We start from the raw sequence: 18,009 nt of genomic DNA, 5'->3' as shown, positions 1-18,009 counted from the left end.
GTGACCGACCGGATCAGTCTCAGGGGACTGCGGGCCAGAGGGCGGCACGGCGTGCTCGCGGCGGAGCGCGAGCTCGGCCAGGAGTTCATCGTCGACGTCACGCTCCTCCTCGACACGTCCCCCGCCGCGGCCGGGGACGACCTGACGAAGACGGTGCACTACGGCGAGCTCGCCGAGGACCTGGTGAAGGTCGTGGAGGGGGAGCCCGTCGACCTGATCGAGACCCTGGCCCAGCGGCTGGCGGAGGTCTGCCTGGCCCGGGAGCCGGTCGAGGCGGCCGAGGTGAGCGTGCACAAGCCCGCCGCCCCGATCCCGCTCCCGTTCGACGACGTGGTCGTGACGATCACCCGGAGCCGGTCGTGAAGGCCGTGCTGGCGCTCGGCAGCAACCTGGGCGACCGCCTCGGCACGCTGCAGGGCGCGATCGACTCGCTGTTCGGCGCCCCGGGCCTGGAGTTCGTCGCGGTCTCGCCGGTCTACGAGACCGACCCGGTCGGCGGCCCCGAGCAGGACCCGTACCTCAACGCGGTCGTGGTCGCGGAGAGCTCGCTGGAACCCCGGACGCTCCTCGATCGTGCACAGGGTGTGGAGAACGCATTCGGCAGGGTCCGGGCGGAGCGCTGGGGCCCGCGCACCCTGGACGTCGACCTGATCGCGCTGCAGGACCCGGCGGGGGGCGGCACGGGAGACGGGGCCGGGGCGGACGTCGTCTCCGACGACCCGCTGCTCACCCTGCCCCACCCGCGCGCGCACGAGCGCGCGTTCGTGCTCGTCCCGTGGCTGCAGGCCGACCCCGGGGCGACGCTCCTCGGGCGGCCCGTCGCCGAGCTGCTGGCCGGTCTCGACAAGGGCTACGTACGGCTCCGCGCCGACCTGACCCTGCAGGCGCCCGCGTGAAGCCGAGCCACCCCGGCGTCCTCGCCGGAATCTTCGTCGCCGTGGCCCTCCTCACCTGGGCTGTGCTGCAGCCGCTCTACGTCTCCATCCCCACCGTGCCGTGGACCGCGATCCCGACGGTCCTGCTGCTCGCGGTCGGCGAGGCCTACACCGGCTGGATGACCAGGGCGCGGATCCAGCGCAAGCCCGACGCCAGGCCGGTGGAGCCGCTGGCGGTGGCCCGCCTCGTCGCCCTGGCCAAGGCCTCGGCGTACGGCGGCGCGGTCTTCGCGGGCGTCTTCGCCGGGTTCGCCCTCTACACGGCCGACCTGCTCGACCAGGGCACGCCCCGCCGCGACTTCTTCATCACCGGCGGCTCGTTCGTCGCCTGCGTGCTGCTGGTCTGCGCCGCCCTCTACCTGGAGCACTGCTGCCGGGTGCCGAAGGACCCGGGAGCCGACACCTCCCGCTGACCGCCGCCGGCGGGATCATTTGTCGATGTCACCGACGACGAAGAACATCGAGCCGAGGATGGCGACCATGTCGGCGACCAGGTGCCCGGGGAGCATCTCGCGCAGCACCTGGACGTTGTTGAAGGAGGCCGAGCGGAGTTTCAGCCGCCAGGGGGTCTTCTCGCCGCGCGAGACGAGGTAGTAGCCGTTGATGCCGAGCGGGTTCTCCGTCCAGGCGTAGGTGTGGCCCTCGGGAACCTTGAGCACCTTGGGCAGGCGCTGGTCGACCGGGCCCGGGGGCAGCTCGCGCAGCCGCTCCAGGCAGGCGTCGGCCAGGTCCAGGGAGACCTTCACCTGTTCGAGCAGCACCTCGAACCGGGCGTGGCAGTCTCCCGCCGAGCGGGTGACGACCTTCACCGGCAGCTCGCCGTAGGCGAGGTACGGCTCGTCGCGCCGCAGGTCGAGGTCGACCCCGGAGGCGCGGGCGATCGGGCCGCTCACGCCGTACTGCATGATCTGCTCCCGGGTGAGCACGCCCACGCCGCGCGTGCGGGCCAGGAAGATCTCGTTCCCGGCGATGAGCCCCTCGATGTCGGGCAGCCGGCGCCGCACGTCGGCGACGGCCCCGGCCGCCCGGCCGGTCCAGCCCTCGGGGATCTCCTCCTTCAGGCCGCCGACCCGGTTGAACATGAAGTGCATGCGCCCGCCGGAGATCTCCTCCATGACGGCCTGGAGCGTCTCGCGCTCCCGGAACGAGTAGAAGATCGGGGTCATCGCGCCGAGCTCCAGCGGGTAGGAGCCGAGGAACATCAGATGGCTGAGCACCCGGTTGAGCTCGGCCATCAGGGTCCTCGTCCAGACGGCCCTGACCGGGACCTCCATGCCCAGCATGCGCTCGACGGCCAGGACCACGCCCAGCTCGTTGGCGAAGGCCGAGAGCCAGTCGTGCCGGTTGGCCAGCACGACGATCTGCCGGTAGTCCCGGACCTCGAACAGCTTCTCCGCCCCGCGGTGCATGTAGCCCACGATCGGCTCGGCCGCGCTGATCCGCTCCCCGTCCAGGGTGAGCCGGAGCCGCAGCACCCCGTGCGTGGAGGGATGCTGCGGCCCGATGTTGAGGATCATGTCCTCGGTGGCGAGCTCCTTGCCGCCGACCGCGTCCGCGCCCGCACCGATCCCCACGACCCGTTCCGTCATGACAGCCATGCTGCCACGCTCCCGTCGCCCCGCCCATACACCGGCCCGCGCTCGCCCGCTCCCGCCGTACGGCGGGGGGTCAGCGGGCGGTCAGGTCCTTCAGGGCGCCGATCAGGCGGTCGATGTGCTCGTCGGTGGTGCCGACGCCGATCGAGGCGCGTACGGCGGAGGCGGTGAGGTCGTCGCAGCCGCCGTCCTTGGCGCCCAGGAGGTGGCGGACGAAGGGGTGGGCGCAGAACTTGCCGTCGCGGACGCCGATGCCGTACTCGTCGGAGAGCGCCTCGGCGACCTCCCGGGCGGTGAAGCCGTCCACCACGAAGGAGACGATGCCGACGCGGGGGTGGTCCGGGCCCCACAGGGAGAGCTCGTGGACGCCCTCGACGGACGCGATCCCGGCGCGCAGGCGGCCGATCAGGCGCTCCTCCTCGCGGACCAGCGCGCTCCAGCCGGTGGCGGTCAGGGCGTCGCAGGCGGCGGCCAGGGCGACGGCGCCCAGGACGTTGGGGGTGCCCGCCTCGTGGCGGGCCTCGGGGTGGTCGTGCCATTCGATCCCCGCCGCGCCCGGACCCGCCGTCCCGTCCGCGTCCGCCTCGCCGTTCACCGCCTTCACCGCGCCGCCGCCGCGCAGGTACGGCTCGGCCTCCGCCAGCCAGTCGGCGCGGCCGACGAGCGCGCCCGTGCCGAACGGGGCGTAGAGCTTGTGCCCGGAGAAGACCACGTAGTCCAGGTCGAGCGCGGTGAGGTTGAGCCGGCGGTGCGGGACGAGCTGGGCGGCGTCGACGAGGATGCGGGCGCCGTGGCGGTGGGCGACGTGCGCCAGGGCGGCGATCGGCCACAGTTCGCCGGTCACGTTGGAGGCGGCGGTCACCACCAGCAGTGCGGGCCCGTCGATCCCGGTCAGGGCCTCGTCGGCCGCGCGGACGGCCTCGCCGGGGAAGGCGGGCGGCGCGAGCCGTACGGCGTCCGCCCAGGGCAGCAGCGAGGCGTGGTGCTCGGTGTCGAAGACCACGACGGTGGTCCCCTCGGGCAGGGCGCGGGCCAGCAGGTTGGTCGCGTCCGTGGTGTTGCGGGTGAAGATCACCACGTCGTCGGGGCGGGAGCCGACGAAGGCGCGGACCGTGTGCCGGGCCTGCTCGTAGCGGGCCGTGGTGAGCTGGGAGGCGTAACCGGCGCCGCGGTGGACGCTGGAGTAGGCCGGGAGCGCGGCGGCGACGGCGGCGCCCACCGGCTCCAGACACGGCGCGCTGGCGGCGTAGTCGAGGTTGGCGTAGGGGACGAGCCTGCCGCCCCTGACCGGGACCTCCAGGTCCGCGCCGAGCACCGCCGGGATCGGGCGGTCCGCGGAGGGCCGCGCGGCGGGGACGGCGGCGCGGAGGGCGCCGGGGCCGGGGGAGGCGAGGCCGCCGGGTGCGGCGGTCGCTGCGGAGGCTGCGGAGGCTGCGGGGGCGGTGAAGATGCTGAGTGCGGACACGCCGGGGCTCCTTCGAGGTCATCGGACCCCAAGCCGTGGCGTTGGTGCGTGGAGCCCGCGCTTGCCCGGCACACTCCGTGCCGGACCAGGTCCTCACCCGGGGCACCCCGCCGCGAGCGCGAGGGTTGCCGGCCAGCGAGCCGGGGCTTGTCACTGGCACTCATGACCTACGGCCGAACTATAACCATCCCCCGGCATGCTTTTGCAAGTCCGGAACGGGACGACCCGACCTGCCCGGGCAGGAACTCATGACGCCTGCCGATCGTCATGCGACGTGATGCCCCACGGACGCGTGCCGTGGTGCCGCAGCCGCACAGCGTGGTTCCGCGAAGGAGAGAGCGATGGACTGGGTGACAGACCCGCAGATCTGGATAGGGTTCCTCACCCTCGTCGGCCTGGAGATCGTCCTGGGCATCGACAACGTCATCTTCATCTCGATCCTGGCGGGCAAGCTACCGCCCGAGCAGCGGGACAGGGCACGCAGGCTGGGCCTGCTGGCGGCGCTGCTCAGCCGCCTGGCGCTGCTGCTGGCGCTGTCGTGGGTGGTACGGCTCACCGCCCCGCTCTTCGAGGTCTTCGGGCAGGGCGTCTCGGGCCGGGACCTGATCCTGATCCTGGGCGGCCTGTTCCTGCTGGGCAAGAGCGTCTTCGAGATGCACGACAGCCTGGAGGGCAAGTCCGGGCACGCCAGCGGCAAGGTCGCCGCCTCCTTCACCGCCGTGATCATCCAGATCATGATCCTGGACATCGTCTTCTCCCTCGACTCGGTGATCACCGCGGTCGGTATGGTGGACGAGATCGGCGTCATGGTCGCGGCCGTCATCGTCTCGGTCGTCGTGATGCTCGTCGCCTCCGGGCCGATCAGCCGCTTCGTGGACAAGCACCCGAGCATCAAGATGCTCGCCCTGTCCTTCCTCGTCCTGATCGGGGTCGTGCTCCTGGCCGAGGGCTTCGAGCAGCACATCCCCAAGGGCTACATCTACTTCGCGATGGCCTTCTCGCTGGCGGTGGAACTGCTCAACATCCGCATGCGGACCAAGGCGGACAAGCCGGTCGAGCTGCACCACCGCTACGAGGAGGACGAGCCCGCCGCGTCCTGACGCCCGCCGGACGGGGGCCGGCGATGCAGAAGCCCGGCTTACCATGAATTTGTGCGCTTTGATCCTTGGAATCCGGAATTCGTCGCCCACCCCTACGACGTCTACGCCGAGCTGAGGCGGGAGCGGCCGGTCGGCTTCTTCGAGCCGACCGGCCAGTGGCTGGTCGCCCGGCACGCCGACGTCAACGCACTGCTCCGCGACCGCAGGCTCGGCCGCTCCTACCTGCACACGGCGACCCACGCGGAGTTCGGCAGGCCGGACGACCCGGAGTTCCAGGACCCGTTCTGGCGGGTGATCCGGGCCGGCATGCTCGACGTCGAGCCTCCGGTCCACACCCGGCTGCGGCGGCTGGTCTCCAAGGCGTTCACCCCCCGCATGGTCGAGGCGCTCCGCCCCGAGGTCGCCCGGCTCGCCGGGGAGCTCGTGGACCGCTTCGCCGAGCGCGGTGGGGGCGACCTGATCGCCGAGGTGGCCGAGCCGCTCCCGGTGACCGTGATCGCCGAGATGCTCGGTGTGCCGGAGTCCGACCGGCACCTGCTCCGGCCGTGGTCCGCCGACATCTGCGGCATGTACGAGCTCAACCCCTCGGCCGAGGCGCAGCACGCGGCCGTGCGCGCCGCCTCGGAGTTCTCGGACTACCTCGTCGGGCTGGCCCGGGCCAGGAAGGCGGAGCCCGGCGACGACCTGATCAGCGCGCTCGCCCAGGTCGCCGACGAGGGGGACGCGCTCACCGAGGAGGAACTGGTCGGCACCTGCGTGCTGCTCCTCAACGCCGGGCACGAGGCCACCGTCAACGTCACCGGCAACGGCTGGTGGTCCCTCTTCCGCAACCCCGCCGAGCTGGAGCGGCTCCGCGCCGACCACGGCCTGCTGCCGACCGCGATCGAGGAGCTGATGCGGTGGGACACCCCGCTGCAGATGTTCGAGCGCTGGGTGCTGGAGGACATCACGGTCGGCGGGGTGGACATCCCGCGCGGCAGCGAGGTGGCGCTGCTGTTCGGCTCGGCCAACCGCGACCCCGAGGCGTTCGACGACCCCGACCGCCTCGACGTGGGCCGGGCGGACAACCCGCACATCTCCTTCGGCGCCGGCATCCACTTCTGCCTGGGCGCCCCGCTGGCCCGGGTCGAGCTCGCCGAGTCGTTCGGCGCGCTGCTGCGCCGGGCGCCGAAGATGGAGCTCGCCGCCGAGCCGGTGTGGGGCCCCGGCTACATCATCCGCGGCCTGGAGTCCCTCCACGTCCGCATCTGAGCGGCACGGGTCACGGGCGCGACTGGGCGAGCCAGCCGAAGCCGCCGAGACCCTCGGCGGCGATCAGCTCACCCTCCTCCGAGGCCCTCGCGAGCGCCTGGAGGTAGCCGCGCGGGTCGGTCCGGGCCAGCCCGGCCGGCGGGCGGGTCCCGGTGACGCCGAGGGCGCGCAGGGCCTCGCGCTGCGTGGTCAGGACCGTCCCGGCGGCCCCGGCGCGCTCCCCGGCCGCCGCGACGGCGTCCAGCGCGACGTGCGCGGTGATGTCGCAGGAGCCGTCGGGGACGGGCGCGACGACCGCGCCGTCGCGGTAGCCGGCCAGCGTGCCGTACGGCGGGCGGCCGTCGGCCCGGTGGGCGTAGTCGACCGCGATCGCCCGCCCGCGCGCCAGCCGTACGATCACCGAGGCCCAGGCCTCGTCGCGCGGCCTGCCGATCTCCGCACGCTCGCCCGCCGCGCGCATCGGCCACCAGCGGTCCAGCCACGCGAGATCGGCCTCCTCCGGCCGGTCGCCGAGCCGCTCGCCTCCGGTCGCGGGGTCGACCATCACGAGCCGGGGCCCGTCCGGGGTCTGCTCGGCGACGTCCACCGGAACATTGTCCAGCCACTCGTTGGCGACCGCCAGGCCGCGGATCCCCTCGGGCACGTCCTGGGCCCACCGGACCTCCCCGGGCAGCCGGGCCGGCCGGGGCGCCAGGTCGACCGCGGTCACCCGCAGCCTGGCCCGGAGCTCCGGCGGCGCGGCGGCCAGCACCCCGGCCGCGAGCCCGCCCTCGCCGGCGCCGACGTCCACCAGGTCGAGGCGGCCGGGGCGGCCGAGGGCGGCGTCCACCGCGAGAAGCTCGCCCAGCACGGCCTCGGCGAAGACCGGGGAGGCTCCGACGGAGGTCCGGAAGTGCCCGGAAGGGCGCTCCCGGAGGTAGAAGCCGTTCGCGCCGTAGAGCGCCCGCCGCATCGCGGCACGCCAGGTGAGCCACACGCCTGCGACGTTACCGGTCCCGGAGTGGGCCGGGCATGGGCTCCGGATGACACGCGGGGGAATCGGGTGACTACGTATTGTCGTCGCTTTGCGTTAACGTTGCCTTGTCGGCGGCGATCATCGTCCCGGCCCGCTCCCCCAGCGGGCACGGTCCGTTGCGCCTCGGCGGTGGGATTCCCCGGCGGGGCCGGGCCCGAGCGAGGGCCCGGACCCCGCCCCCGCCCGGCCCTCCCCGTCCCGTCTCCGCGTGCTCCCGCCCCGCCCGGTCCTGCCCGCCCGTCTCCGGGCCCGGCCCCGCGCCGCCGTCCGCTCCGGGCCGCTCCGGGCCGCTCCCGGCCCACGGCACGCGCCACCGCCTCGTGCAGCACGCCGCGACGGGGTTGCGGACCCCCGGCCCGTTACGCTGGTCAACTGGGCACGGGGCCCCAGGTGGCGAAGGACGGGACGTCATGCACACAGATGGTCGCCCGGCGCGGCTGGCAGTCGGAGTGCTCGGGGCCGGACGGGTCGGCTCGGCGCTCGGCGGCGCACTGGCGCGGGCGGGGCACCGGATCGTGGCCGCCAGCGGCGTCTCGGACGCCTCCCGCAGCCGGGCGGCCGAGCGGCTCGGCCTCGCGCCCAGCACCCCGGAGGACGTGGTGGCCAAGGCGGACCTCGTCCTGCTCACGGTCCCCGACGACGTGCTGCCCGATCTGGTGGCGGGCCTGGCGGAGACCGGCGCCGACCTGAGGGGCAAGCTGGTGGTCCACACCAGCGGCGCGTACGGCCTGGCGGTCCTGAACCCGGCGACCAGGGCCGGGGCGATCCCGCTGGCGCTGCACCCGGTGATGACCTTCACCGGCGGCGACGACGACCTGAGCCGCCTCACCGGCATCTCGTTCGGGGTCACCGCGCCCGACGGACTCCGCATGGTGGCCGAGGCGCTGGTCATCGAGATGGAGGGCGAGCCGGTCTGGATCGAGGAGAAGGACCGGGCGCTCTACCACGCGGCCCTGGCGGGCGCGGCCAACCACATGGTCACGCTCGTCGCGGAGTCCTCCGACCTGCTGGAGAAGATCGGGGTGGCCGAGCCCGGCCGGATGCTCGGGCCGCTGCTCGGCGCGGCCCTGGACAACGTGCTGCGGCTCGGCATCGCCGGGCTGACCGGTCCGGTGGTCCGCGGCGACGCGGGAACGGTCCGCAGGCACGTGGACGCGCTGATCCTGGCCGCCCCCGAGGCCGCGGACGCCTACGTGGCCCTCGCTAGGCTCACGGCGGACCGGGCGCTCGCGGCCGGGCTGCTCAAGCCCGAGGCCGCGGAACGCCTCCTGGACGCGCTGGGAGGAAACATATGGACATGATCGTGGCGAACGACCGCGCCGAGCTGGCCGGGGCCCGGCAGGCGCTGGGCGTGGGCGGGGCGGGCGGCGGCACGCTGGCGCTGGTGCCCACCATGGGGGCCCTGCACGAGGGACACCGCTCGCTCATCCGCCTGGCCGGGGAGCACGCCGACCACGTCGCGGTGAGCGTCTTCGTCAACCCGCTCCAGTTCGGCCCCGGTGAGGACTACGCCCGCTACCCCCGCACGTTCGAGGCCGACCTGGAGGTCTGCGCCGCCGAGGGCGCGGGCGTCGTCTTCGCCCCCTCCGCCGAGGAAATGTACCTGCCGGACCGCCAGGTCAGCGTCTCGGCGGGGAAGATGGGCACGGTCGCCGAGGGAGCGTTCCGGCCGGGGCACTTCGACGGCATGCTGACCGTGGTGCTCAAGCTGTTCAACCTGGTCCGGCCGGACGCCGCGGTGTTCGGCCGCAAGGACGCCCAGCAGCTCGCGCTGATCCGGCGGATGGCCGCCGACCTCAACCTGCCGATCTCCATCGTGGGCGCCCCCACGGTCAGGGAGGCGGACGGCCTGGCGCTGTCCAGCCGGAACCGCTACCTCTCGCCGGAGGACCGGACCGCGGCCCTGGCGCTGTCCCGGGCGCTGTTCGCGGGCGCGGAGCTCGCGGAGACGGGGCGGAGCACGCCGGGGGAGATCCGGCGGGCGGCGCGCGCCGTGCTCGACGCGGAGCCGGGGGCGGACGTCGACTACCTGATCCTGGCGGACCCGGCGACCTTCGCCGAGGTCGGCGACGACCACGGAGGAGAGGCGGTCCTGGCCGTCGCGGCCCGGGTCGGGACTACCCGGCTGATCGACAACGTTGTTCTCACGCTGGGCTGAGGGGCCGCGGGCCGAGGAGCGGTGCCGTTCCCGGACCCGGTGACGTCACCCGAGGTCCGGCCGGCGGCGTTGTCCCGCCGGCGGGTCGATCTATACCCTGCATATCTCCCTGTCCGGCGTGCACGCCTCCGGCGGCGCGACCCCGAGAAAGGCGAACGGCGCATGCTCCGCACCATGCTCACCTCCAAGATCCACCGTGCCACCGTCACCCAGGCCGACCTGCACTACGTGGGATCGATCACCATCGACGAGGACCTGCTGGACGCGGCCGGGCTGCTGCCCGGCGAGCAGGTCCACGTGGTGGACATCGACAACGGCGCCCGGCTGGTCACCTACACGATCGCCGGGCCGCGCGGCTCCGGGGTCATCGGCATCAACGGCGCCGCCGCCCGCCTCGTCCACGAGGGCGACCTGGTGATCATCATCGCCTACGGCCAGATGGACGACGCCGAGGCCAGGACCTTCCGCCCGCACGTCGTCCACGTCGACCGGGAGAACCGCGTGGTCGGGCTCGGCGACGACCCCGCCGAGCCCGCCCCCGGCTCCGCGGGCCTGCGGGGGGACCTCGTCGCGGGCTGACCCCTTCCGGCCGCCCCCCGGGGAAGGTCCGCGCTTTGCGAAGCGTTATCGTCATATTGACGAAATACGTGGGTCCCGCGAGGGGGCACCGGCCCCCGGGCCGCGCCGCGCCGGTGCCGCCGTGGGCGCAGACAGGAGACGATCATGAGCATTCCCGCCATCCCCCAGCGGCTGACCGCGCCCGAGCCGGGCTGGACGGTCGAGGCGGACGTGGTCGTGGTCGGCTCCGGGATCGCGGGCCTGACCCTGGCGCTGCGCCACGCCGTCCTCGACCCGGGGGCGAAGGTCCTGGTCGTCACCAAGGACGTGCTCTCGGCCGGGTCCACGCGCTGGGCCCAGGGCGGCATCGCCGCCGTGCTCGATCCCGAGGACACCCCCGAGGAGCACCTGTCCGACACGCTCATCGCCGGGGTCGGCCTCTGCGACGCCGAGGCGGTCCGGGTGCTGGTGACCGAGGGGCCGGGCGCGCTGCGCCGCCTGATCGCGGCGGGCGCCCGCTTCGACACCGACGCCTCCGGCGAGCTCCAGCTCACCCGGGAGGGCGGCCACCGGCGCGACCGCATCGTGCACGCCGGCGGCGACGCCACCGGCGCCGAGGTGCAGCGGGCGCTCGTCGCGGCGGTCCGGGCGTCATCGGGCATCGAGGTGATCGAGCACGCGCTCGTCCTCGACCTGCTCAAGGACGCCGCGGGCCGTACGGCGGGCGTGACCCTGCACGTGATGGGGGAGGGCACCCGCGACGGCGTGGGCGCGGTGCACTCCCCGGCGGTGGTGCTCGCCACCGGCGGCATGGGCCAGGTCTACGCCGCCACCACCAACCCGCTCGTCTCCACCGGGGACGGGGTCGCGCTCGCGCTGCGGGCCGGGGCCGTGGTGCGGGACCTGGAGTTCGTGCAGTTCCACCCGACCGTGCTCTGGCTCGGCGAGGACTCCACCGGCCAGCAGCCGCTGATCTCCGAGGCGGTCCGCGGCGAGGGCGCGGTCCTCGTCGACGCCGACGGCGTGCGGTTCATGAAGGACGCGCACGAGCTCGCCGACCTCGCCCCCCGCGACGTCGTGGCCAAGGCGATCATGCGGCGGATGCGCGAGACGGGCGCCGCCCACATGTACCTCGACGCCCGCCACTTCGGCGGGGAGAAGTGGCGCACCCGCTTCCCCACCATCCACGCGGTCTGCCTGGAACACGGCATCGACCCGGTGACGCAGCCGATCCCGGTCGCCCCGGCCGCCCACTACGCCAGCGGCGGCGTCCGCGTCGACCTGCACGGCCGCACCAGCGTGCCCGGCCTGTACGCCTGCGGCGAGGTGGCGTGCACCGGCGTGCACGGCGCCAACCGGCTGGCCTCCAACTCGCTGCTGGAGGGCCTGGTCTTCGCCGAGCGGATCGCCGCCGACATCCACGGAGGACGGCGGCCGCGGGCGGGCGGGGCCGTACGGATCCCGCCCGGCGCGCCGGTGGCCGACGGCCGCCCGGCCGGCCTGGTCGACCCCCGGGCGCGGGCCAGGATCCAGGGGCACATGAGCCGGGGCGCGAGCGTGCTGCGCAGCGGCGGGAGCCTCGACGAGGTCAGCCGGGCGCTGCTCGGCTCCCGCTGGACCCCGGTGGCGGTCGAGCCGTGCACCGAGGCGTGGGAGACCACCAACCTGCTGACCGTCGCCTCGGCGCTGGTGGAGGCCGCCCGCACCCGGGAGGAGACCCGGGGGTCGCACTGGCGGGAGGACTTCCCCGAGCGCGACGACGCCCGGTGGCTGAGCCACCTCGACATGACCCTGACCGGAGAGGGACTGATCATGAGCTACCGACCGCACGCTCCCGCCGCCCTGCCCGCCCACGTGGCCGAGGAACTGGCCGCGGCGGGGCTGGACCCCGCCGGGGTGAGCGCCGTGATCGAGGCCGCGCTCCGGGAGGACCTGCAGGAGGCGGGGGACGTGACGAGCCTCGCCACGATCCCGGCGGACCAGGTCGCGACGGCCGACGTGGTGGCGCGGGCGGACGGCGTGGTGGCGGGCCTCGCGGTCGCGGAGGCGGTGTTCGCCCGGCTCGGCGCGGGCCGTGTCGAGCGGCACGTCAAGGACGGCGAGCGGGTGGGCAGGGGAGACGTGCTGATGACCGTCACCGGCGCCACCAGGGACCTGCTGACCGCCGAGCGGACCGCGCTGAACCTGCTCACCCACCTGTCCGGCGTCGCCTCGCTCACCGGCCGGTGGGTCCGGGCGGTCGAGGGGACCGGGGCCCGCGTCCGGGACAGCCGCAAGACCCTGCCGGGCCTGCGCGCGCTGGAGAAGTACGCCGTCCGCGCGGGCGGCGGGGCCAACCACCGCATGTCCCTTTCGGACGCGGCTCTGATCAAGGACAATCACGTTGTGGCCGCCGGCGGGGTGGCCGAGGCGTTCCGCGCGGTCCGGGACGCCTACCCCGGCCTCCCGATCGAGGTCGAGGTCGACCGGATCGACCAGATCGAGCCGGTGCTCGCGGAGGGGGCGGAGGAGATCCTGCTGGACAACTTCACCGTGGCCGAGCTGGCGGAGGCCGTACGGCTCGTGGCGGGCAGGGCGCGTCTGGAGTCCAGCGGAGGGTTGACCTTGGAATCGGCCCGTGATGTGGCCGAAACTGGCGTGGACTACCTTGCCGTGGGCGCGCTCACGCACTCGGCTCCGGCTCTTGACATCGCCTTGGACCTTCGGGGGAATTGATGCTGCTCGCCATCGACGTCGGCAACACGCACACCGTTCTCGGCCTGTTCGAGGGCGAGGAGGTCATCGAGCACTGGCGGATCGCCACCGACGCCCGGCGCACCGCCGACGAGGTCGCCGTCGTGCTGCAGGGCCTGCTCGCGCAGTCGCCGCTGCTCAAGGGGGCCGACGTCGACGGCATCGTGATCTGCTCCACGGTGCCCTCGGTGCTCAACGAGATGCGCGAGATGTGCCGCCGCTACTACGGCGACGTCACCGCGGTGATCGTGGAGCCGGGCATCCGCACCGGGGTGCCGGTCCGGATGGACAACCCGAAGGAGGTCGGCAGCGACCGGATCGTCAACGCCCTGGCGGCCATCCAGCTGTACGGCGGGCCGTGCATCATCGTCGACTTCGGCACCGCGACCTCCTTCGACGCCGTCTCCGCCAAGGGAGAGTACGTCGGGGCCGTCACCGCGCCCGGGATCGAGATCTCGGTGGACGCGCTGGCGGCGGCCGGGGCGCAGCTGCACAAGGTGGAGCTGATCCGGCCCCGGTCGGTGATCGCCAAGAACACGGTCGAGGCGCTGCAGTCCGGCATCATCTACGGCTTCGCCGGGCAGGTGGACGGGATCGTGGAGCGGATGGCGGCCGAGCTGGCCGACGACCCCGACGACGTGACCGTGGTCGCCACCGGCGGCGCGGCCCCCCTGGTGACCGGCGAGGCCGCCACGATCGACGTGCACGAGCCGTGGCTGACGCTGATCGGGCTCCGGCTCATCTACCACCGCAACACGGCCTGAGCCGGGCGGCCCGGCGGCCGCCGCGACGCGGCCGGACGGGCCCGCGCAGGCCGGTCCCCGCGGACACCGCGCGTGCCGCGGTGTCGGTACCCTTGGCTCCGTGACCGACCATGTGACTGCAGCCGAGGATCTGCCCGAGCAGATGCGGGTGCGCCGGGAGAAGCTCGACCGCCTCCGTGCCGAGGGCGTCGACCCCTACCCGGTGAGTTTCCCGCGCACCGCGACCACCGCCGAGATCCGCGAGAAATACGCCGATCTCGCCGCTGACACCGCGACCGGCGACAAAGTGGGCGTCACGGGCCGCGTCATGCTCTCCAGGACCGGAGGCAAGCTCTGCTTCGCCACGATCCGGGACGGCTCCGGCGACCTCCAGGTCATGATCTCGCTGGACAGGGTCGGCGAGGAGTCCCTCGCCGCCTGGAAGCGCGACGTCGACCTGGGTGACCACATCGGCGTCGAGGGCGAGGTCATCACCTCCAAGCGGGGTGAGCTGTCCATCCTGGCCGACCGGTGGGCGATCACCTCCAAGTGCCTGCGCCCGCTGCCGGAGAAGCACGCCGGGCTCACCGACCCCGAGGCGCGGGTCCGGCTGCGCTACGTGGACCTCATCGTCAACGACGAGGCCCGTAGGATGGCCCGCCTGCGCAGCGACACGGTGCGCGCCGTGCGCGACTTCTGGCACCAGGAGGGCTACCTGGAGGTCGAGACGCCGATGCTGCAGCCGATCCACGGCGGCGCGGCGGCCCGGCCCTTCAAGACCCACATCAACGCCTACGACATGGAGCTCTACCTCCGCATCGCGATCGAGCTCTACCTCAAGCGGCTCGTGGTGGGCGGCGTCGAGAAGGTCTTCGAGATCAACCGCAACTTCCGCAACGAGGGCGCGGACGCCACCCACAACCCCGAGTTCACCATGCTCGAGGCGTACGGGACGTATCTCGACTACAACGACATGGCCGACCTGACCCAGCGCATGTACCAGAAGGCCGTGGTCGCCGCGCTGGGCACCGCGGTCGTGGTGCACGAGGGCCAGGAGATCGACCTCGGGCTGCCCGAGTGGCCGCGGATCACGTTGTACGGCTCCGTCTCGGAGGCGGTCGGCGAGGAGATCACCACCGAGACCCCCCTGGAGACGGTCCGCAAGCTGGCCGACGCCCGGGAGGTCCACTGGGACCCCAAGTGGGGCCAGGGCAAGGTCGTCCAGGAGCTGTTCGAGGCGCTGGTCGAGCACAGGATCGTCCAGCCCACGTTCGTCATGGACTACCCGCTGGAGACCTCCCCGCTGACCCGCCAGCACCGCGGCAACCCGCTGCTGACGGAGAAGTGGGACCTGATCGGGTTCGGAACCGAGCTGGGCACCGCCTACTCGGAGCTGGTCGACCCGGTCGAGCAGCGCCGCCGGCTGGTGGAGCAGTCGCTGCTGGCCGCGGGCGGCGACCCGGAGGCCATGCAGCTTGACGAGGACTTCCTCACCGCCCTGGAATACGCGATGCCGCCCACCGGAGGCGTGGGGGTCGGCATCGACCGTATGATCATGGCCTTCACCGGTAAGAACATCCGGGAGACGATCCTGTTCCCGCTGGTCAAGCCGACCGGCGGGGCCTGACGGACATTCTTTCGAAGGCGGTCGCCCGCGGTGGCGGCCGCCTTCTCGTCATGCGGCCCCCGGTTCTCCCGGACTCCGGCCGGAAGGCGCTCCGGGCGGCCGATAACGATGGATCATGCTGCGGACCTGGATTTCGGACGGACTTAACAGTAAAGGCGCCGACATATCGTGAGTAGTTCATGTAGCAAGCACTATGTCAATGGCGCGCAGAACCTCTATGGAGAACAGAACTTGACGACCTTTGAAGAAGGCGTTTACCGTTCCTGACGGGCGGCATTGGTTCCGATCAAACTCACGGCTGGTTTCCGGTCCGGGGGGAGGACCTCTAGATGGCATATCCCGAAGTTGTGGTGGATTTCCGTCGTGACGACAGTCTTCCGGGCGCGCGCGAGGTCGGTTTGAGCGATGACGATCTCGTTCTCCTGGCGGAGCTGGCCAAGGGAGTCACCGTGGACCGCGTGGGACGGCGCCTCGACATCAGCGGGCGCACCGTGCGCCGCAGGCTTCGCGGCATCTGCGACCGCATCGGCGTGGCCACCGCGATCGAGGCCGTGGCCTGGGCCGCCCGCCGCCGCCTGATCTAGCCGGCCGCCGTCCTCCGGCCCGGTCGGGGCCGGCTCAGTTCGCGATCCGCACGCCGCCGGCGAACGGCCGGTTCTCGATCGAGGCGATGTGGATGACGTCACCGGTCCGCGGCGCGTGGACCATCATGCCGCCGCCGATGTAGATCCCGACGTGGTGCAGGTCGTTGTAGAAGAAGACCAGGTCGCCCGGGCGCAACTCGGCCTTGGAGATGTGGGTGCCCGCGCCCCACTGGTCGCCCGTGTAGTGCGGGAGACTGATGCCGACCTTCTGGTAGGCCCACATGACCAGGCCGGAGCAGTCGAAGCCGTTGGGACCCTCGGCACCCCAGACGTAGGGCTTGAGCTGCTGGGTGAGCGCCCAGCGGGCGGCCTGCGCGGCCTTCCCGCTGCCCACGATGGGCACGTCGACCTTGACCCGCCGGCCGCCGGAACCGGCCCTCTCCCGCACGCTCCGGAACAGGTCGCTCTCGACCCGGGCGACCAGCCGCTGGATCTTGGTGCGCTTCGTCTCGATCTCGTCGAGGAGCTTGTTGACCTGGGCGGTCCGCGCCTTGGCACCGGCCTTGGCCCGCTCGGCGGCCTTGATCGCCTGGCTGACCTGGGCGACCTCCTCGCTCTGCTGCTGCTGCAGGGCGTAGACCGTGGCGGCCTGGTCGAGGAAGGCGTCGGGGTCGCCGGATCCGGCGAAGGCCAGCCCGGAGGTCAGGCCACCGGACATGTAGCTGCTCTGCGCGAGGAGACTCGCCTTGTAGCGCCGCGCCTCCAGCTCGGCCTCGCTGCCGGAGAGGGTCTTCTTCGCGGCCGCGGCGGCCCGCTCGGCCTGCTTGAGCTTGACCCGCTCCCCGTTGAACTGCTCGGTGAGCCGGGCGATCTCGTTGTGGAGCTTCTCGGCCTGCTTGGCGAGCTCCTGGAGACCGGGCTGGGGATCGGCCGTGGCCGCGACCAGGGGGGTTCCGAGCGTCAGGGCCGTGAAAGCGGCCGCGATGACGGCGATCCGGCGGGAGAGCCCGCGTGGGGCGCGCGGAGTGCGTTCTCGACCGCGGGCGCGCTCGCCCGCATGTCGTCCTCCACGGTCGCGCGTGCGCTTCACCAACGGGCTCCTCTCCTCGGCCGCCTACCGGGTTAGCTGACGGGTTCGGGCCGGGAGAGCGCCCTACCGGGCGCGGGCGCGCCACGGATTCACCCCGGGGACTTCGGGAGGGTGGGTCCCCGGCTCTCCGCTTGCGGAGACTCGGCGGGCCGGCTCTCGGGGTGAGCCGACATCGGCCTGGACATTAGTGCAAAGGGAGGTTCAAGCTCAACCGGAACCACAGAATCGGTAAGGGTTCGCCAACGAGGGAATCACGGGAAGGTCACGGGAGAACGCGGTCGGCGGGGGTATTGCGCCTCTGATGCCCGCCGCGGGTCTATCACAGGTAGATCTCTGCAGGTCCGAGGCCTTCTCCTCTCGCGGGGCGAACACGGCCGACATGTCGGTTGATCATGGCGGAAGTTCCGATCGGCGCCGCATGATGCCGGTGGGAGGGAAGTTAAGGACGAGCCGTAAATGCACGCGGCGGAGGACGTACGCTGATCGGTTATGGAGCAGGTTGCGGAGCACTTCCCCCCGCGGGCCGTACAGGGCGGCGAGACGATCACGGTCCGCCGCGCGCGGACCCCGGACGTGCGCGCCATCCGGCGGCTCGTCGACACCTATGCGGGGGCGGGGCCGCGCCTGCTGGAGAAGGCCACCGTCACGCTCTACGAGGACGTGCAGGAGTTCTGGGTCGCCGAGCGGGCGGGCGCGGTGGTCGGCTGCGGGGCGCTCCACGTGCTCTGGGAGGACCTCGCCGAGATCCGCACCGTCGCCGTCGACCCCTCGTGCCGGCGGATGGGGGTGGGCCACCTGATCGTCTCGGCGCTCATCCGCACCGCCCGCGAACTCGGCCTGCGCCGCGTCTTCTGCCTGACCTTCGAGGTGGCGTTCTTCGCCGGACACGGATTCCGGGAGGTCCAGGGCACGCCCGTCTCGCCGGAGGTCTACGCCGAGTTGCTCGCCTCCTACGACGAAGGCGTCGCGGAGTTCCTCGACCTGGAGCACGTCAAGCCGAATACCTTGGGAAACACCCGCATGCTGCTCCATCTAGGTCAAAATGACCTTGGTGATGACACCCCGGAAAGGTGACTGTCGTTACCTATATCGATACCTTGTGCACCAGTAAGCATGTGTCTGGCATAAGCCACATGCCCAGTCGAAGTGAGGTGA

At 72.7% G+C, this 18,009-nt stretch carries 17 protein-coding genes and 2 riboswitches; of the genes, 13 read left to right on the top strand and 4 right to left on the bottom strand.

What is annotated here, in order from left to right:
• From folB to FHS22_RS14770, 3 genes are read left to right on the top strand one after another with little or no spacing between them, the layout of a single operon-like run.
• Positions 1-363: a dihydroneopterin aldolase gene (gene folB / locus FHS22_RS14780; protein WP_184942031.1), complete on the top strand. Its 363-nt coding sequence runs from the start codon at positions 1-3 to the stop codon at positions 361-363.
• A complete protein-coding gene (gene folK / locus FHS22_RS14775) occupies positions 360-896 on the top strand; it encodes a 2-amino-4-hydroxy-6-hydroxymethyldihydropteridine diphosphokinase (protein WP_184942029.1) in 537 nt (178 codons plus the stop codon). Before folB ends, folK begins: the two co-directional genes overlap by 4 nt.
• Positions 893-1,348: a DUF3180 domain-containing protein gene (locus FHS22_RS14770; RefSeq protein ID WP_184942027.1), complete on the top strand. Its 456-nt coding sequence runs from the start codon at positions 893-895 to the stop codon at positions 1,346-1,348. The genes folK and FHS22_RS14770 overlap by 4 nt, the downstream gene beginning before the upstream one ends.
• Positions 1,349-1,363: 15 nt before the next feature.
• Here FHS22_RS14770 and FHS22_RS14765 read toward each other — a convergent pair whose 3' ends face one another.
• Both FHS22_RS14765 and FHS22_RS14760 read right to left on the bottom strand, forming a co-directional pair.
• Positions 1,364-2,524 carry an NADH-quinone oxidoreductase subunit D gene (locus FHS22_RS14765; protein ID WP_184942025.1) on the bottom strand — a complete coding sequence of 387 codons (1,161 nt, stop codon included), beginning with the start codon at positions 2,522-2,524 and terminating at the stop codon, positions 1,364-1,366.
• Positions 2,525-2,603: 79 nt separating this feature from the next.
• Positions 2,604-3,995, bottom strand: coding sequence for an aminotransferase class V-fold PLP-dependent enzyme (locus tag FHS22_RS14760; RefSeq protein ID WP_377296369.1), 1,392 nt, complete (start codon positions 3,993-3,995; stop codon positions 2,604-2,606).
• 52 nt (positions 3,996-4,047) lie between these two features.
• Positions 4,048-4,163, bottom strand: a riboswitch (SAM riboswitch).
• Between the two features lie 173 nt (positions 4,164-4,336).
• Between FHS22_RS14760 and FHS22_RS14755 the strand changes: the two genes are divergently transcribed.
• Both FHS22_RS14755 and FHS22_RS14750 read left to right on the top strand, forming a co-directional pair.
• A complete protein-coding gene (locus FHS22_RS14755; RefSeq protein WP_184942023.1) occupies positions 4,337-5,095 on the top strand; it encodes a TerC family protein in 759 nt (252 codons plus the stop codon).
• A 51-nt stretch (positions 5,096-5,146) separates the two neighbouring features.
• Complete coding sequence (locus FHS22_RS14750; RefSeq protein ID WP_184942021.1) at positions 5,147-6,346, top strand: cytochrome P450; 1,200 nt, start codon at positions 5,147-5,149, stop codon at positions 6,344-6,346.
• 10 nt (positions 6,347-6,356) lie between these two features.
• Here the strand turns inward: FHS22_RS14750 and FHS22_RS14745 are convergent, their stop codons facing one another.
• Positions 6,357-7,322: an SAM-dependent methyltransferase gene (locus tag FHS22_RS14745; RefSeq protein WP_338047754.1), complete on the bottom strand. Its 966-nt coding sequence runs from the start codon at positions 7,320-7,322 to the stop codon at positions 6,357-6,359.
• 449 nt (positions 7,323-7,771) lie between these two features.
• Between FHS22_RS14745 and FHS22_RS14740 the strand changes: the two genes are divergently transcribed.
• From FHS22_RS14740 to FHS22_RS14710, 7 genes are all read left to right on the top strand, one after another.
• Positions 7,772-8,662: a Rossmann-like and DUF2520 domain-containing protein gene (locus FHS22_RS14740; RefSeq protein ID WP_184942019.1), complete on the top strand. Its 891-nt coding sequence runs from the start codon at positions 7,772-7,774 to the stop codon at positions 8,660-8,662.
• Positions 8,653-9,519, top strand: a complete 867-nt coding sequence (panC, locus tag FHS22_RS14735) for a pantoate--beta-alanine ligase (RefSeq protein WP_184942017.1) — start codon at positions 8,653-8,655, stop codon at positions 9,517-9,519. The genes FHS22_RS14740 and panC overlap by 10 nt, the downstream gene beginning before the upstream one ends.
• Positions 9,520-9,681: 162 nt before the next feature.
• Positions 9,682-10,098: an aspartate 1-decarboxylase gene (panD, locus tag FHS22_RS14730; protein WP_184942015.1), complete on the top strand. Its 417-nt coding sequence runs from the start codon at positions 9,682-9,684 to the stop codon at positions 10,096-10,098.
• A 144-nt stretch (positions 10,099-10,242) separates the two neighbouring features.
• Complete coding sequence (locus FHS22_RS14725; RefSeq protein ID WP_184942013.1) at positions 10,243-12,792, top strand: L-aspartate oxidase; 2,550 nt, start codon at positions 10,243-10,245, stop codon at positions 12,790-12,792.
• Positions 12,792-13,574, top strand: a complete 783-nt coding sequence (locus FHS22_RS14720; protein ID WP_184942011.1) for a type III pantothenate kinase — start codon at positions 12,792-12,794, stop codon at positions 13,572-13,574. The genes FHS22_RS14725 and FHS22_RS14720 overlap by 1 nt, the downstream gene beginning before the upstream one ends.
• A 100-nt stretch (positions 13,575-13,674) precedes the next feature.
• On the top strand, positions 13,675-15,180 hold the full coding sequence (gene lysX / locus FHS22_RS14715) for a bifunctional lysylphosphatidylglycerol synthetase/lysine--tRNA ligase LysX (RefSeq protein WP_184942009.1): 1,506 nt from the start codon (positions 13,675-13,677) through the stop codon (positions 15,178-15,180).
• 398 nt (positions 15,181-15,578) lie between these two features.
• Positions 15,579-15,764: a helix-turn-helix domain-containing protein gene (locus FHS22_RS14710; protein ID WP_221473640.1), complete on the top strand. Its 186-nt coding sequence runs from the start codon at positions 15,579-15,581 to the stop codon at positions 15,762-15,764.
• A gap of 34 nt (positions 15,765-15,798) precedes the next feature.
• Here FHS22_RS14710 and FHS22_RS38020 read toward each other — a convergent pair whose 3' ends face one another.
• Positions 15,799-16,854 carry a C40 family peptidase gene (locus FHS22_RS38020; RefSeq protein ID WP_338047753.1) on the bottom strand — a complete coding sequence of 352 codons (1,056 nt, stop codon included), beginning with the start codon at positions 16,852-16,854 and terminating at the stop codon, positions 15,799-15,801.
• Positions 16,855-16,859: 5 nt separating this feature from the next.
• A riboswitch (cyclic di-AMP (ydaO/yuaA leader) is annotated at positions 16,860-17,011 on the bottom strand.
• 332 nt (positions 17,012-17,343) lie between these two features.
• Here FHS22_RS38020 and FHS22_RS14700 point away from each other — a divergent pair.
• Positions 17,344-17,928 (top strand): amino-acid N-acetyltransferase, encoded by a 585-nt coding sequence (locus FHS22_RS14700; RefSeq protein WP_184942007.1) that lies wholly within the window; start codon positions 17,344-17,346, stop codon positions 17,926-17,928.
• The last annotated feature ends 81 nt before the right edge of the window (positions 17,929-18,009 follow it).

It is taken from the genome of Thiemannella venezuelensis (assembly GCF_014203605.1).
Lineage (GTDB): Bacteria > Actinomycetota > Actinomycetes > Streptosporangiales > Streptosporangiaceae > Planomonospora_A > Planomonospora_A venezuelensis.
This window is presented reverse-complemented; position numbering and strand designations above follow the sequence as displayed.